This window comes from Ruminococcus albus 7 = DSM 20455, from assembly GCF_000179635.2.
Taxonomy (GTDB): Bacteria; Bacillota; Clostridia; order Oscillospirales; family Ruminococcaceae; genus Hominimerdicola; species Hominimerdicola alba.
The window spans coordinates 2,997,867-3,012,573 of record NC_014833.1; the positions used below are offsets into that span (position 1 = coordinate 2,997,867).

Annotated in this window: 12 protein-coding genes; 2 read left to right on the forward strand and 10 right to left on the reverse strand. The window is 48.5% G+C overall.

Translation table 11 applies throughout. From position 1 onward, the window contains the following. Positions 1 to 34: 34 nt before the first annotated feature. The 9 genes from RUMAL_RS13515 to RUMAL_RS13555 form a co-directional block, all read right to left on the reverse strand. Complete coding sequence (locus tag RUMAL_RS13515) at positions 35 to 817, reverse strand: zinc ribbon domain-containing protein (RefSeq protein ID WP_013499261.1); 783 nt, start codon at positions 815 to 817, stop codon at positions 35 to 37. A 12-nt stretch (positions 818 to 829) separates the two neighbouring features. After that, complete coding sequence (locus tag RUMAL_RS13520; protein WP_013499262.1) at positions 830 to 1,648, reverse strand: zinc ribbon domain-containing protein; 819 nt, start codon at positions 1,646 to 1,648, stop codon at positions 830 to 832. Positions 1,649 to 1,801: 153 nt separating this feature from the next. After that, the gene (locus tag RUMAL_RS13525) at positions 1,802 to 3,919 is read right to left on the reverse strand and encodes a polyribonucleotide nucleotidyltransferase (protein WP_013499263.1); all 2,118 of its coding nucleotides are present in this window, start codon (positions 3,917 to 3,919) and stop codon (positions 1,802 to 1,804) included. A 185-nt stretch (positions 3,920 to 4,104) separates the two neighbouring features. After that, a complete protein-coding gene (rpsO, locus tag RUMAL_RS13530; RefSeq protein ID WP_013499264.1) occupies positions 4,105 to 4,371 on the reverse strand; it encodes a 30S ribosomal protein S15 in 267 nt (88 codons plus the stop codon). A 189-nt stretch (positions 4,372 to 4,560) separates the two neighbouring features. After that, positions 4,561 to 5,406, reverse strand: a complete 846-nt coding sequence (locus RUMAL_RS13535) for a ComEC/Rec2 family competence protein (RefSeq protein ID WP_242843390.1) — start codon at positions 5,404 to 5,406, stop codon at positions 4,561 to 4,563. 56 nt (positions 5,407 to 5,462) lie between these two features. Further along, on the reverse strand, positions 5,463 to 6,914 hold the full coding sequence (locus tag RUMAL_RS13540; RefSeq protein ID WP_013499266.1) for a D-alanyl-D-alanine carboxypeptidase family protein: 1,452 nt from the start codon (positions 6,912 to 6,914) through the stop codon (positions 5,463 to 5,465). 108 nt (positions 6,915 to 7,022) lie between these two features. Then, positions 7,023 to 9,320, reverse strand: a complete 2,298-nt coding sequence (locus RUMAL_RS13545) for an AAA family ATPase (RefSeq protein WP_013499267.1) — start codon at positions 9,318 to 9,320, stop codon at positions 7,023 to 7,025. 325 nt (positions 9,321 to 9,645) lie between these two features. Then, positions 9,646 to 11,121, reverse strand: coding sequence for a stage IV sporulation protein A (spoIVA, locus tag RUMAL_RS13550; RefSeq protein WP_013499269.1), 1,476 nt, complete (start codon positions 11,119 to 11,121; stop codon positions 9,646 to 9,648). A gap of 14 nt (positions 11,122 to 11,135) precedes the next feature. Further along, positions 11,136 to 12,683: a DUF3794 domain-containing protein gene (locus RUMAL_RS13555; RefSeq protein ID WP_013499270.1), complete on the reverse strand. Its 1,548-nt coding sequence runs from the start codon at positions 12,681 to 12,683 to the stop codon at positions 11,136 to 11,138. 82 nt (positions 12,684 to 12,765) lie between these two features. Between RUMAL_RS13555 and RUMAL_RS21845 the strand changes: the two genes are divergently transcribed. Together RUMAL_RS21845 and RUMAL_RS13560 are read left to right on the forward strand one after the other, a co-directional pair. Beyond that, positions 12,766 to 12,930, forward strand: a complete 165-nt coding sequence (locus tag RUMAL_RS21845; RefSeq protein WP_154662801.1) for a hypothetical protein — start codon at positions 12,766 to 12,768, stop codon at positions 12,928 to 12,930. A 24-nt stretch (positions 12,931 to 12,954) separates the two neighbouring features. Beyond that, positions 12,955 to 13,209 (forward strand): hypothetical protein, encoded by a 255-nt coding sequence (locus RUMAL_RS13560; RefSeq protein ID WP_013499271.1) that lies wholly within the window; start codon positions 12,955 to 12,957, stop codon positions 13,207 to 13,209. A 133-nt stretch (positions 13,210 to 13,342) separates the two neighbouring features. On the opposite strand, the gene RUMAL_RS13565 is transcribed toward RUMAL_RS13560, so the two are convergent. Next, positions 13,343 to 14,632, reverse strand: a complete 1,290-nt coding sequence (locus RUMAL_RS13565; protein WP_013499272.1) for an O-acetylhomoserine aminocarboxypropyltransferase/cysteine synthase family protein — start codon at positions 14,630 to 14,632, stop codon at positions 13,343 to 13,345. Positions 14,633 to 14,707 lie beyond the last annotated feature (75 nt).

The window sequence follows — 14,707 nt, forward strand, 5'->3', positions numbered from 1 at the left end:
CCGGCTTGATGCGGTCCGGGGGGCATTAAAACGATTACTTATCGAGTTTCAAAGACTTATATATCTCAGAAAACGTCTTATCCAGTTTCTCTCTGCGGCCATCCGAACAGAGGACACTGAACTGATATACCTTTTCTCCTACCACCTCTATATGCATCTCGACATAATTCTCGGTCATAGTAGTATCCTTATAACGGAACTTCAGCAAACCGCTGTCTTTTTCGACCAGATCATAATCCTTGAGCTGATCGCTGAAAGCTTCGTTGAGTTCATCTGTAAAATCCGATTCAAGCGTTGCCAGCTTATCCTTGCCTTCGTAGTATTCCATAAGTGCATCTACATTATTGGTTGCAGGCTGATTACTCAGTTCGGGGATAATGGTTTCCACATCATAAATAACGTATGTAAACTCCAGTTCGGTATTTGCATACGACTTACATTCGTCGGAGTCCATGACCTCAAAGGATTGATCATCCACCGATCTCATAGATGCCGGAAGGGTGACCTCAAAACCTTTGAGTTTAACGGTGGTGCGCTTACGGTCATAAACGAAGAACACCAGTACAAAAGCCGCAAATATCAGCGCCACGAGAACTATGCTCATCATCTTGGGATCTACGCCCGAAAGGAAACGGCTGCGTCTCTCCTTTACGATCACTCCGCCGAACTTTTCTGCCTGTCGGCTGAATCCGTTATCGGCTGAACTGTCCTTACCCAGTGATACTTTTTTATCAGCAGCGACCTTGACGATATCTCCGCAGTTTTTGCAAATCGTATCGCCATCATTGATGATCGCTCCGCAGGTCTTACAAACCATACTTCCGCCCCCTTATTTATCATACTCTATCGAATCATACATTTTCCTGAATTTGCTTATAAACTTGTTCTCTTTTTTCTTATTGCAGTATGCATAATACATATAACAGGAATCACCCTCGAAATCGATCATCATATCACAGAACCAATCTGTATCGTCTTCTGTAAAATAAAATCTCATGTGATTGCCAAGCTGATCTTTTTTCTCATAGCCTTTGATCTCACTATCACTGCTCATAGCTGCATCCATGAACGGGAACATAAAGTTGAGGTATGTTTCCTCATCTCCGTCACCAAGTTCAAGATCTGACATATCATACTTGGAATATACGAAACCCATATCCCTGTTAGCATACGCAGTAACATCCTCTGCATCTACATCGCCGAATATCGTACTGCTCTTTTTTTCCACTTTCTGCGGAAAAGTTACTGTGATATCGCCTAAGCTTACTGTCTGCGGAGAATTATACTTTATCTGATAACCCAGAATGGATACCAATATAATAATGACAGTAATGAGAATACTTATCAGCTTGGTGGTCGGTATAGAAGCCGAGCGTTTTCTTGTATAACTGCCGCTGTCAAAAGACGAGTTCATGCCATAGTTACCGTAACCCTGACCGCCGCCATTCATACCGTAGTTTCCGTAACCCTGACCACCGCCGTTCATACCGTAATTGCCATAGCCCTGATTTCCGCCGTAGCCATAGCTGCTCTGCTGACCGTATCCTGTGTTGTTATACGCAGGACCCATTTCTGCTCTTCTTGTACCGCAGTTTTTACATTCGTTGTCTGTTGCGCCCAAAGGGGCACCGCAAATAGGACAATTCATATTCTGTTACTCCTTTGCTTTTTTCTTTTGTGTTACGCATTTATGTATATTCTATTATGTGAATATTCCGTAACCCGACTCAATTTCATATAATTACAGCTATGCAGGGCGCACCCGTAGACACGTCCTGCATAAAGCAATTATTTTTAAAAATTATTCCTTGTTGGCAGCTCTCTTTGCAAGGTCAGCGAGAGCGTCCTTTCTTGACAGATTGATCCTGCCCTGATCGTCGATCTCCATTACCTTTACAACGATCTCGTCGCCAATGGAAACAACATCCTCAACCTTCTCGACTCTCTGATTGTCCAGCTTGGAGATATGTACCAGACCATCCTTGCCGGGAGCGATCTCAACAAATGCGCCGAAGTTCATTATACGAACTACCTTGCCCTTGTATATAGCACCGATCTCGGGATCGTTTGCGATAGTATTGATGATATTGATAGCCTGCTGTGCCTTCTCCTTATCAAGACCTGAAACGAATACACTTCCGTCCTCGGAGATATCGATCTTGACATCACACTCAGCGGAGATCTTCTGGATGACCTTTCCGCCTGAACCGATAACTTCTCTGATCTTATCAACAGGAACCTTGGTGGAGAGCATCTTGGGTGCCCACTTGCTGACCTCGGGTCTAACCTCGGGGATAGCCTTGAGCATGATCTCATCAAGGATATACATTCTTGCTTTTCTGGTCTTCTCGAATGCGCTTGCGATGATATCCATAGTCAGACCGTCTACCTTGATATCTACCTGTATAGCGGTGATACCGTTCTTGGTACCGCCTACCTTGAAGTCCATATCGCCGTAGAAGTCTTCAAGACCCTGGATATCTACCATTGTCATCCAGCTGCCGTCTTCCTTGGTGATAAGGCCGCAGGAGATACCTGCAACGGGTTCCTTTATTGGAACACCTGCGTCCATCAGAGCGAGGGTAGAACCGCAGATAGAGCCCTGAGAAGTAGAACCGTTGGAAGAAAGGACCTCAGATACGCATCTGATAGCGTAGGGGAATTCATCAACGCTGGGCAGTACGGGAACGAGAGCTCTCTCAGCCAGTGCGCCGTGACCGATCTCACGTCTTCCGGGGCCTCTTGAAGGTCTAGTTTCACCAACAGAGTAGCTGGGGAAGTTGTACTGGTGCATATATCTCTTGCTGGTCTCTTCGTCAAGACCGTCAAGCTTCTGTGCATCGGAAACAGGGCCGAGAGTACAGATAGTCATTACCTGTGTCTGACCTCTGGTGAAGATACCGGAACCGTGAACTCTGGGCAGTACGCCTACTTCAGCAGCGAGAGGTCTGATCTCGTCGATGCCTCTGCCGTCAACACGCTTGCCCTCATAGAGCCAGTTTCTAACGATCTTCTTCTGCAGCTTGTAGAGAACTTCCTCGAGCATAGCGCCCTGATCGGGATACTGCTCGTCATACTTCTCGTGAACTGCATCATATATAGGCTGCATTCTTGCATCTCTTATGTTCTTGTCATCGGTATCGAGAGCCTTCTTAACGTCCTCGCCTACCATAGCCTCGATCTCGTCGAAGAGGTCGTGATCAACTTCCATAGACTCGAACTCGAACTTAGGCTTGCCGATCTCCTTCTGGATGCCCTTGATGAACTCTACCATCTTCTTGATCTCGGTATGGCCTGTTTCGATAGCCTTGAGCATCAGATCATCGGGTATCTCATTAGCGCCTGCCTCGATCATAACGATCTTATCTGCAGAACCTGCAACTGTCAGGTTCAGTTCATTCTTAGCTCTCTGCTCCAGAGTGGGGTTCAGCACCAGCTCGCCGTCAACGTAGCCTACGTTGATAGAAGCAACGGGTCCGTTCCACGGGATATCGGAGATAGAGATAGCGATAGCAGCAGCGATCATACCTGTGATCTCAGGTGAGTTATCGGGATCAACAGCCAGTACTGTCATAACAACAGTAACATCGTTTCTCATATCCTTGGGGAACAGAGGTCTGATAGGTCTGTCAACACATCTTGAAGTCAGTATAGCCTTATCACTTGCCTTGCCCTCACGCTTGGTGAAAGAACCGGGGATACGGCCTACTGCATACATCTTCTCCTCGAAGTCAACGGAAAGAGGGAAGAAATCAACACCCTCTCTGGGCTTCTTGGAAGCTGTAACGTTAGCCATTACAACGGTCTCGCCGTATCTTACCCAGCATGAGCCGTTTGCAAGTCCGCAGGTCTTGCCTGTTTCTACAACTACAGGTCTGCCTGCATAAGTGGTCTCAAAAGTCCTTGCGTTCTCAAACATTAAATAAATCCTCCTGTCACTGTCCGGCAAAGGCTTTAGCATAAAGCGCAGAGTGCAGATTTTCCCGACTTTTACACTCTCCGTTCAATGCTAAAAAACCATCACGCGAACATAATTTTACTGTTTTTAAAAACACCAAAAGGCAGTGGCGGTAGTCCGCCTCTGCCTTGATGATCTTAACTTGATTACTTACGGATACCCAGCTTATCGATAACGGCTCTGTATCTCTCGATGTCGTTCTTCTTCAGGTAGTTGAGAAGGTTTCTTCTCTTACCGATCATCTTGTACATACCTCTTCTGGAGTGGTTATCCTTCTTGTGCACCTTCAGGTGTTCTGTCAGGTCGCTGATCCTTCTTGTCAGTATAGCGATCTGTACCTCAGGGGAACCTGTGTCGGTGTCATGTGTTCTGTTAGCCTCTATAACGGCTGTCTTTTCGTCTTTTCTCAGCATAATCTTGTACCTCTTTCTTAAAATATTTTCCTCTGCGTCGGGATACGGCAGGTACTTTCTTCTTACCGAAGCGTGACCCGTATTCTGATGCAGGGATACTTATGCCTGCGCGCTATCCGCACAATATGACTTATTTATTATACATCATTACGTGCTGTTTGTAAAGAGAGTTCATAAACTTTTTACATATCACTTCTCATATTCCGCTGCGATATTCTTTCCGTCGCATTTGGCTATGACCGCATTCTTCCTGGTCAGGAACACCTCTGCACCGCATTTTTTAAAAAGCGAAACCGTTTCCTCATCCTCGGGTTCTTCATCGGAGCAGGTAATGACGGCGATATCCGCTTTGATCTTTTCGGCAAAGGGTTTTAACTGCTTCTGCCAGTGACCGTGATAGGGCACTTTGACAAATCGGTAGACTTTATCGTTGTTCGCATTGAACTCTGCAAGCCTTTCATTTTCGGCATCACCTGCAAAGAGCATATCCACATCGCCCAGTGTCACCGATGTTATCAGGGAGGAATTATTGCTGGGGTCTTTGTCATAGACTTCCTGTGCAGGCGGGTCTACGGTGAAAGTTGCTTCCCCCAGAGTGAAGTTCAGCACCTCACGAACCGTCTGCGCGGTCATGCCTTTTTTATCCAGTGCTTCAAGATAGTTTTCGTACTCATTACCTTCCTTCGGGGAGTTGCTTTGCAGCACTGTCCCTACCTCACATTCTTTAAGCACCTTTGCAGCGCCGCCAACATGGTCCTTATCAAAATGGGTGATTATGAGATAATCGAGTTTTTTGATACCATTTTCTTCCATATAGGCGACTATCTCTTTGCCGAAGCCCTTTTCACCGCAGTCGATGAGCACTGCCCAGTCTTCACTGTATATGAGTTCGGCATCAGCCTTGCCGGCACTGAAACTATATATAGTCAGACCTTCACCTATCTCGCTGATATCGATCTTATCTTTATTTGCCGTACACGCTGACAGCAGCGCTGTCAGGACAGCAGTACCGATGCAGAGAAATCTTTTAAGCATAAACATTTTCCTTTCCATTCCCCTGTATCTCCCCTGTTATTTTACCTTTCGGATGCTTACTCCTCACTATCCGTATCATCGTTTCCGCTTTCAGGACCGGGATTCAGACCTCGCAGATACTTTCTCTGTGCCAGCAGGAAGCAGAACACGCAATATGCCCCTATGCAAAGAAGTACGATGCTGCCTGTCACCTTGAACAGTTTTGAACCGAAATAAGCCTTTGTGATCCTGGCTCTTTCCTTGACCGGTGAGCGTTCTACCTTCGTGGTGGATATAAGGTCTATCACCGCAAGTACCTCACCCTTATAGATAAGTTCCATCGTTCCGAGGACATCGCCCTTTTCAACAGGTGCGACAATGTTATCCCTAACGGTTATCCTTTTTTCAACATCTTCTATAGGGATGTTTACAGGCCACATACGGCTGTAGCCGTTTGCGGGTTTGAGATTGGCATAATCCTGCTTTTTGCCGTAGCCTACCTTAACGTCCCTGACCTCACTGGATTCATTGATGAAATCCTTCTGTACAAGGGTATCGAATGCCCATTCATACAGATTTATATGGTCGATGAAGCTGTAATACACCACATCATCCGCATATACGGATTCAGGATCAGCCTCGCCTTTTTTTACATCTTCTGCCAGTTTTTCCATAGGTGCACCCATTGTCACCACCAGATACCTTACACCGTCGCTTACAGCATAGCTGGCAAAGCAGCGTCCCGCAGATTCGGTGGTACCTGTTTTTATGCCGCGGCATTTTGCATAATAGTACTTTGTGTACTCATTTATCATATAGTCTGTGCTGGCGATATACGTGCCCTCGGGGTGGAAATCCGTAGGCGCCATGGTGAATGAGGGACTGCCTACAAGTTCCTCAAAGACAGGGTATTTATCAAGGGCGTATCTGCATATCGTAGAGATATCCTTTGCGGTGGAATAATTCTGCTGGGTAAACAGGCCGTGGGCATTTGAGAAATGGGTGTGCTTCAGACCCAGTTCGGATACCTTCGCATTCATCATATCGACAAATCCCGATATATTTTCCCCGACGTTTATCGCTATTATATTGGCAGCCTCACAGGCTGAGGGTATCAGCAGTGCTGCCAGCAGATCATAAGCGCTGACACTCTCGTTGGGCTGGATATCCGCAGTAGCCGCACCCGTATCATAAAGTTCGTCAAAAGCCTCGGTGCCTGCGGACATCATTTTATTTCTCAGGGTGCTTTCATCACCGCCAAGCTCGTCCAGCAGCACCACGGCTGTCATAAGCTTTGTCAGGGATGCAGGCGGTACTTCCTTTTCGCTGTTGATATCCACAACCACTTCGCCCGAATCCATATTTACCATATAAACACAATCGGAATAAAGCTTCACTTCACTGCGCTCACCGTCGGCATCGACTGTAGTCGGCACAAAGCTCAGCGCTGACGCTGTAAAGCTGCCCATATCCGCAAATATCAGTGCCGCACAGAGCAGCGCTGCTATCACACGTAGTTTCTTCTTCATCTATACATGACCTCTTTGTCCAAAATTCTTAAACATTATCAGTATAGCACAATCCCGTGTCTTTTGCAAGCGGCTTTTGGCGAAAATGGCGTGAAAAATATTACGGCACTATTTTGCCCCCGACATATCGGCTGCAAATATAACAGGCCTGCCGTTTTTAACAGCAAGACGAAGTTCCCTGCCGCAGCCTGCAAGTATGCTGTCACAGAGGATGTCCTCGGCATCCTGCTCGACAAATCGGCGGATATCACGGGCAGAGCCGCCTGAGGAAAGACACTTTTCAGCGGCATAGTTTTCACATTCGCGGGATATCTCCAGGGTATAGCCCAGCTTCGCGGCACGCTCCGAAAGTTTAGCAAGTTCCATACCTGCGATACGGCGCAAAGTTTCGATACAGGGCGGTTCAAATACGATGATATCATCCATGCGGTTTATCAGTTCGGGAGAGAGGACTTTTTTCACCGCCTGCCCGATATCGCGCCTGCAGCTTTCTCCGTCATGGCTGAAAAAGCCTGCGTGCTTTCTGTCTGCCAGTTCTGCCGCACCTGCATTTGTGGTGAGTATCACTGTCAGTTCTGACAACTCTGCCGTTCTGCCTGCGCTGTCGGTAATGACACCCTCCTCCAGCATTTGCAGCAGAACACCGAAAACATCCCTGTGAGCCTTTTCTATTTCATCGAAGAGAAGCACTCCGCAGGGACGGCGGCGGATAAGTTCAACCAGTCTGCCGCCGTCCTCATAACCCACATATCCTGCAGGTGCACCTATCAGCTTTGCGACGCTGTGGGGTTCCATATACTCGCTCATATCCAGACGTATAAGGCTGTCACTGCCGTAAAGCAGAGCTGAGAGTTCTCTTGCGAGCATGGTCTTGCCAACGCCTGCCGGACCTGCGAACACGAAGCTCCCCACTGGTCTGCCTCCCCTTTCAAGCCCCAGTCTGCGCCGCCTTACGGCGCGGGACACTGCCGCTACTGCCCTTTCCTGACCTATGACGGTACTGTTGAGTTTTTCCTCCAGATGTCTGAGAGCCTCACGTTCATCTGTATCGGCACAGGTACATACGATACCGGTACATCTGCTGACGGTCTGTTCCAGTATATCACGGGTCAGAACGGTGCGCCTGTGTGCTTTTGATATCGCATCGAGATATCCGCCTCTGTCGATCTCACCCGCGAGATACTTTTCAAAGGCACGCTCGGGGGTACGGTCTTCACCTGCTGCCAGCCCTGCCGCACTGCAGGCACCGTCAAGGAGCTCCAGTGCTTTATCCGGGAAATGTTTATGCTTCATATAGCGTCCGCTGAGTTCCACCGCACTGCGGCATACTTCCTCGGGTATACTGACCTCGTGATGATCCTCCAGTCTTCCCTTCAGCCCCACGAGTATCCTGTAAGCGGTATCCTCATCCGGTTCGCTTATATCCACCCTGCAGAAGCGCCTGTCCATAGCAGCATCCTTTTCTATGGTGCGGCGGTATTCCTCGGGAGTTGTCGCGCCTATTATCTGTATTCTTCCGCGTGCAAGGTCGGGTTTCAGTATATTAGCGGCATCTATGGCACCCTCTGCCGCACCTGCGCCCATGATATTGTGGAGTTCATCTATAAAAAGGATAACATTTCCTGCCAGCGAAGCTTCATCAAGGCAGGCTCTCAGACGTTCTTCAAAATCTCCGCGGTACTTTGCGCCCGCAAGCAGAAGAGTTATATCCAGTGCGAATATGCGCTTATCTGCCAGCTGAGGCGGTACGCTGCCTGATATTATCTTTACGGCAAGCCCCTCAGCCAGTGCTGTTTTGCCTACACCTGCATCACCTACAAGACACGGGTCGTTCTTGCGGCGGCGGCAGAGTATCTCCATAACAAGGCGGAGCTCATCATCCCTGCCTATAAGCGGATCAAATCCAAGACACACTGCAGGGTCGGTCAGCTCGGTACCATAGCGTGAAAGTGATTTAAGGTGAGGCTGATCTCTTCGGGAGATACAGCTTCCGGCACCGGTCAGGCAGTCAGATGCTATCCTGCGCTCCTCGGCATTGAGCCTGCGGAGTATCTGCATGGCGCAGCTGTCCCTGCAGCGCATAAGCCCTGACAGTATATGCTCACTGCCAACGCTTTTTCCTCCCAGACGTTCCGCAGCCTCCAGCGCTTTGCGTACATTTTCGGTCTGTGCAGTTTCGGGTGTCATACAGGGAGTGCCCCTGCCGATAAGATCATCCATTTCATCACATACCCGTTCAGCAGTAACGCCGTACCTTTTCAGCACAGCCTCCGCCGCACCGCAACAGCTTACAAGCGCAAGCAGCAGATGCTCACTGCCCACATAAGTATGACCGCGTTCACCTGCCAGCACAGCAGCCCTCCGCAGGACTTTCCTGCCCGTTTCAGTATAGTTCTCATAGCTCATGCAAAACACCTCCGCAGAAAGTATAGCCTTATAGGATAAAAGTATTCAGAGCCGCTTGAAATATGCAGCGCTGTAACCATTTTTCCAAAGCAGCATAATATATACCATAAGGCTCACGCAGCCTTAAATAAACAACAAGGGAGTCGATACTATGAATTTCGGAACAAACAACGTATGGTGGATAATCATTCTCATCCTCATCATCGGTATGTCAGGCTGCGGCTGCTGCGGATGCAATAACAACTGCGGCTGCTGATAGGCAGCACACCGAAAACAGGGGGCAGCGCTGCTGTCCCCTATGTTATTGTATACGCAGTTATGGATATCAGAGTATAAGGCATATAAGTCCCGAACAGCCCTCATTTATCATGCGCTCCACCGTTTCTTTAAGGCGCATACGTGCATCATCGGGCAGTTTTGAAAGCTTTGTGTAAAGCCCCTCGCTCACAAGCTCATGCAGTGATTTTCCGAAGATATTTGAGCCCCATATCTTATCGGGCTCCTTCTCAAAATCGCTCATCATGTACATAACCAGCTCCTCGGATTGCTTTTCCGATCCGACTATGGGTGCTACCTCGGTATTAATCTCAGTACGTATCAGATGAACGGCAGGGGCCTGCGCCTTCAGTCGTATCCCGTACTTGCCGCCCTGTCTTATTATCTCGGGTCCTTCCATAGTGAGTTCATCGGGTCCGGGCATGACTATGCCATACCCTGTGCTCTCCATCTGTGTGATCGCATCTTTGTACTTTGCAAACTTCCTGCGTATCTCCACCAGTTCCAGTATACGCGGCAGAAGTTCGTTCTCTCCGTTTATCTCAATACCTGTTGCCTCGCCTATCACGCGGTAGAATAGTCCGCCGGAAAGTTCTGCTGATATGACAGCCGAACCGCTTCCTGCATCTATGGATCTGACAGAACAGCTTTCTATATACTCACATCCGCCGATAGTATCAGCACACGCGGATATCTGCCTGAGTGTTTCAACGCCCTCGGCGGCTTCACGTATATGAGCAAATACAGCTTCTTTCAGCCAGTGCCCCCTGCCAAGGGTGTTTATCCAGCCCGGCATGGCTATACCTATCTCCCGAACAGGGAATGAATACAGCACATTTGCCATTATGCCCATTATATCTTCATCTTCAAGCTCGGTGCAGTTTACCGCCATGACATCGGTGCTGTATTTTTCACTCAGCTGTTTACAAAGCTGTCGGGCTTCATCACTGTCAGGGTCTTCGGTGTTCAGCAGGACCGCAAATGGTTTTCCTGCAGCTTTGAGTTCGTTTATGACCCTCTCCTCGGCTTCTTCGTATTCATCACGTGGGAGATCGGTAAAGCTTCCGTCTGCGGTGATCACAAGACCTATAGTGGAATGCTCAGTTATCACCTTGCGGGTGCCGACCTCTGCCGCCATATTGAAAGGTATCTCGGTATCGAACCAGGGAGTCATCACCATACGCGGAGCTTCTTCCTCGATATACCCCTGTGCCGAGGGAATTATATAACCCACACAGTCGATGAGCCGCACATTGAAGCTGGCTCCGCCTTCCAGCGATACATTCACCGCTTCTTCGGGTATGAATTTAGGTTCGGTGGTCATGATAGTACGTCCCCCTGCGGATTGGGGAAGTTCGTCCTGCGCCCTTTCTCTGCGGTACTCACTGCTGATATTGGGTATAACCAGTTTTTCCATGAACCGTTTTATGAATGTGGATTTGCCCGTTCTCACGGGTCCTGCCACGCCTATATAGATATCTCCGCCCGTTCTGCGGGCTATGTCTGTATATATATCCCTGCTCACCCTTGTATGCCCCCTTACCCTCTGATAACTATCATCCTGCCGTCGTCTATACTGTCAGCACCGTCAGGAAGTCCGTTGTCCTCTCTGACAGCTTCAACTGTTGTACGGCAGCGCTTGGCTATATCCCATATATCCTCATTCTCACCGCACCTGCACAATCTCAGTGTACAGCTGCTGTCACGGGTCGCCGGCTTATCCTTATTAAGTATAACGCTGCTTACCAGCTTTGTGCCGCTTCCGCCGTTCAGCTTATAAACTACGCGCACATCCGTCCTGACCCTGATAGTACCGCCGTCACCGAGATAATACGAACAGCCTGCTGTTTCAGCATAGGCTTCAAGTGTACTTTCACTGCTTTCTTCGGGAACAGCCGCTTCGGCTTCGTATGTACTCTGTCCCTCTATACAGAAGATACCGCCTTCACTGCCCTCTCCCATGACTGAGCAGGTCACTCCGCCGGATATGCGAAAGGTATTCCCGTCCTTTCTTATGGTAGGACGTGTGCATGATGCATAGTGGTCATACACAGCGCCGACTGTGCCGTCAGGTGCGGCAAGGGTGCATTCGGATATACAGGATATATGCTTTTCATCTCCGCTGTCTGAAGATATCTCAACTATCTCATCCGGAAGACAATCATACTCGGTGGAGTATGCATCAGTCACACCGACACCTGCCCCCGATTTCTCTGCCGTACAAAAGACATCAAGTTCCAGTTCCCACTCCACGGTATTATCCTCTCCGCCGCCCGCCGTAATACTGCAGCCCGATGGCTTGACCCTGACACTGACCCTGTAGCTGTCATCAAGACCTTCCATATCTATCATACGGCTGAAGGGCAGGGTAAAACGAAGATCCTGCACACGGTCAGCGCCTGTTTTATCTATACAGGTACACAGTGCTTCCAGCTCGGCTTCTCCCTTTACCGCTAGCTTTCCCGCCACTATACGCTGCTCTGTCCTTGTTACTGAGCAGCCTGTGCGAAGCACTGTTCCGACAGAGGGCTTATCATCAGGGAGGGAGGTCTGCTGGATAACTGTTATTCGCTTTGATGCATACAGCCTTTTAACAGGATAGGTGACCGTCTGCTTACGCAGCTGTATTCCGCAGCCGCTGCCGCCTGTAACAACAGTTTTTTCCCGCTGACAGCACACCTTTACCGATGCGCATAAAGTACCCCGCACATCTATCCGTCTGCTGCCCTTTGCCCGACAGGACAGCCGCAGGCAGTTAAGGTCTATCATTACCTCGGGCGAACTGCATTCACCTTCTATATCCAGGGTACGGCTGATCTCCGCATTCTGCTCTATGCAGTTTATGCGGCCGCTTCCCTCGGTAAGGTACAGCACCCTCACGGTAACGGTGATATCAAATGCCAGTCTCCCGTCGCTCACGCTCTGGGATGTGAGCTGAGGTTCTGCAGTACACCTGAGTATCCTGAAAACATCAGGATAATAATCAGGCAGAACTATATCCCGTTCCAGCGGCAGTTCCTCAGTGCGGTCAAGGGCTTTTTCGGTCACGCACACAGTGTCTGATATAAGTCTGAGTTCATCGTTCATGTTTATTTCCTCCTGTTTATAGGATAGCCTTTTGCTATAAACATGATATGCCTGTATTCACAGGATTATTCCCCTATGAGCCGTGATCGCAGCAAACGATGATCTCAGACAGGATATATTCTATGTGCTTGACAGGCTGGATGGCTGTGACAGTTCAGCATATACTATCATCCCACCCGAAGGCACAGGCTTCACGCCCATAGCGGTGAGCCATGCAGCGTCCCTTGAAGGCAGGTGCTTCGGGTGACGCTTTGAAACAGGCGGAAAGACGGTGGTTTTCACAGGCGATACTTCTTCGCCGGAACCGTTCATGCCTTATCTCACAAACGGAGCTTACCTCTACACGGAGTTACCTGCTTATAACTCACCTGTACACCTGCATATAGATAAGCTGAGAGCAGTCATGCCCGAACTTGCAAAGCGAAATATCAAAGTATTCATAATGCACCTAGATGACGAGGAGGCACTCTGTAAGACCGCCGCGGAGATAGGCGCAGCTCCTGCTCCGATGTACACGGAAGAATGATATAAGAACATAAACACAGCAAGACCCCGATACCGCAACGATATCGGGGTCTTATAATGTATCGATATATCACACGCCGACGGCGCTGCTTCAGATCATTTTTTCCTCATTATACTTCCATACTTCTTCTGTATCAGATGATGCCTGCTGCCTTGAAAGCCTGCTCGAGATCTGCGATAAGATCATCGGCATCTTCAAGTCCCGATGATATCCTTATGAGGTTAGCAGGGATATCAGCCAGCTTGAATTCTTCCTCATTCAGCTCAGAGTGAGTGGTATTCGGAGAATCAACTATCAGTGAACGGGCATCACCGAGATTTACATGATAGTGGAACAGCTTTATATTATTAAGGAATGTCGCTTCCTGCTCGGGTGTTGCCTTTATGCCGAAGCTGAGCACTCCTCCGCCGCCGTTAGTGAGATGCTTATCTGCCAGTGCCTTGAACTTGTAATTCTTTGCACTGGGATGACGTACCCATTCAACAGCAGGACTGTTTTCGAGATACGCAACTATCTTCTCAGCATTCCTTGTCTGCTTTGCAACTCTCTCCGAAAGTGTTTCAAGACCTATGATACCCAGATATGCATCCTGAGGCGAAAGTGCTGCGCCAAGGAGATTAAGGTATACAAGAGTAAGTCTGAATATGAAGAAGTTGTCTGCGAATATATCAGCAGGCGACTTGCCCTTTAGCATTACTATCTTTTCATAGAACTGAGGATATTTCTCGGGGGTATAATAGCTCATATTGCCGTTATCGAGGATAAGTCCTGCGATGAGGTTGCCGTGACCCGTAAGAGATTTTGTAGCTGAATATACTACGATATCAGCACCGTGTTCAAGAGGTCTGTAAAGGTAAGGTGTCGCAAGGGTGTTATCTACCACCACGGGAACACCGTGTTTGTGTGCCACCTCGGATATAGCATCTATATCCAGCAGATAAGCGTTAGGGTTGCTGATGGATTCAACATATATACCCTTTACATCGTCAGTGATCTCAGCCTCCAGCTTTGCAGGGTCAAGCACTGCATCGGTTATCTTGATCTTAACACCCAGTTCAGGGAAGAGTCTGTCAAAAGCATCAATGGTGCCGCCGTATACGTAAGGCGATGCAAGTATCGTACCGCCCTTTGCAGCCAGGTTAAGCAGAGTATAAGATATAGCAGCCATTCCGGAGCCTACTGCAACAACGTTCTTTGCACCGTCGAGAGCTTTTACTCTCTCTGCAAAGTAAGTTACAGTGGGATTGCCTACTCTGGTATAAAGGTAGCCTGCCTCCTTGTAGGTGAAAAGGTTCTGTGCGTGCTCGGTATCTCTGAAGTCGTATGCCGCTGTCTGGTATATGGGAGGCGATACTGCCTGCTGATTATCTCCGGGCTCATAGCCTGCTCTTATTTTTTTGGTGTCGAATGCGAGTTCGCTCATAATATTACTTCCTTTCGGTATGTTGTTTTCGATGAATCCAGTTTAACCGAAAATGCTCCAAAGGTCAATAATAAA

Excerpts from the sequence above, each read along its gene's own strand:
- RUMAL_RS13540 (WP_013499266.1), bottom strand. The coding sequence starts at position 6,914 with ATGAAGAAGAAACTACGTGTGATAGCAGCGCTGCTCTGTGCGGCACTG.
- RUMAL_RS13535 (WP_242843390.1), bottom strand. The coding sequence starts at position 5,406 with ATGCTTAAAAGATTTCTCTGCATCGGTACTGCTGTCCTGACAGCGCTG.
- RUMAL_RS13555 (WP_013499270.1), bottom strand. The coding sequence starts at position 12,683 with ATGAACGATGAACTCAGACTTATATCAGACACTGTGTGCGTGACCGAA.
- RUMAL_RS13565 (WP_013499272.1), bottom strand. The coding sequence starts at position 14,632 with ATGAGCGAACTCGCATTCGACACCAAAAAAATAAGAGCAGGCTATGAG.
- RUMAL_RS13520 (WP_013499262.1), bottom strand. The coding sequence starts at position 1,648 with ATGAATTGTCCTATTTGCGGTGCCCCTTTGGGCGCAACAGACAACGAA.
- RUMAL_RS13525 (WP_013499263.1), bottom strand. The coding sequence starts at position 3,919 with ATGTTTGAGAACGCAAGGACTTTTGAGACCACTTATGCAGGCAGACCT.
- RUMAL_RS13515 (WP_013499261.1), bottom strand. The coding sequence starts at position 817 with ATGGTTTGTAAGACCTGCGGAGCGATCATCAATGATGGCGATACGATT.
- rpsO (WP_013499264.1), bottom strand. The coding sequence starts at position 4,371 with ATGCTGAGAAAAGACGAAAAGACAGCCGTTATAGAGGCTAACAGAACA.
- RUMAL_RS13545 (WP_013499267.1), bottom strand. The coding sequence starts at position 9,320 with ATGAGCTATGAGAACTATACTGAAACGGGCAGGAAAGTCCTGCGGAGG.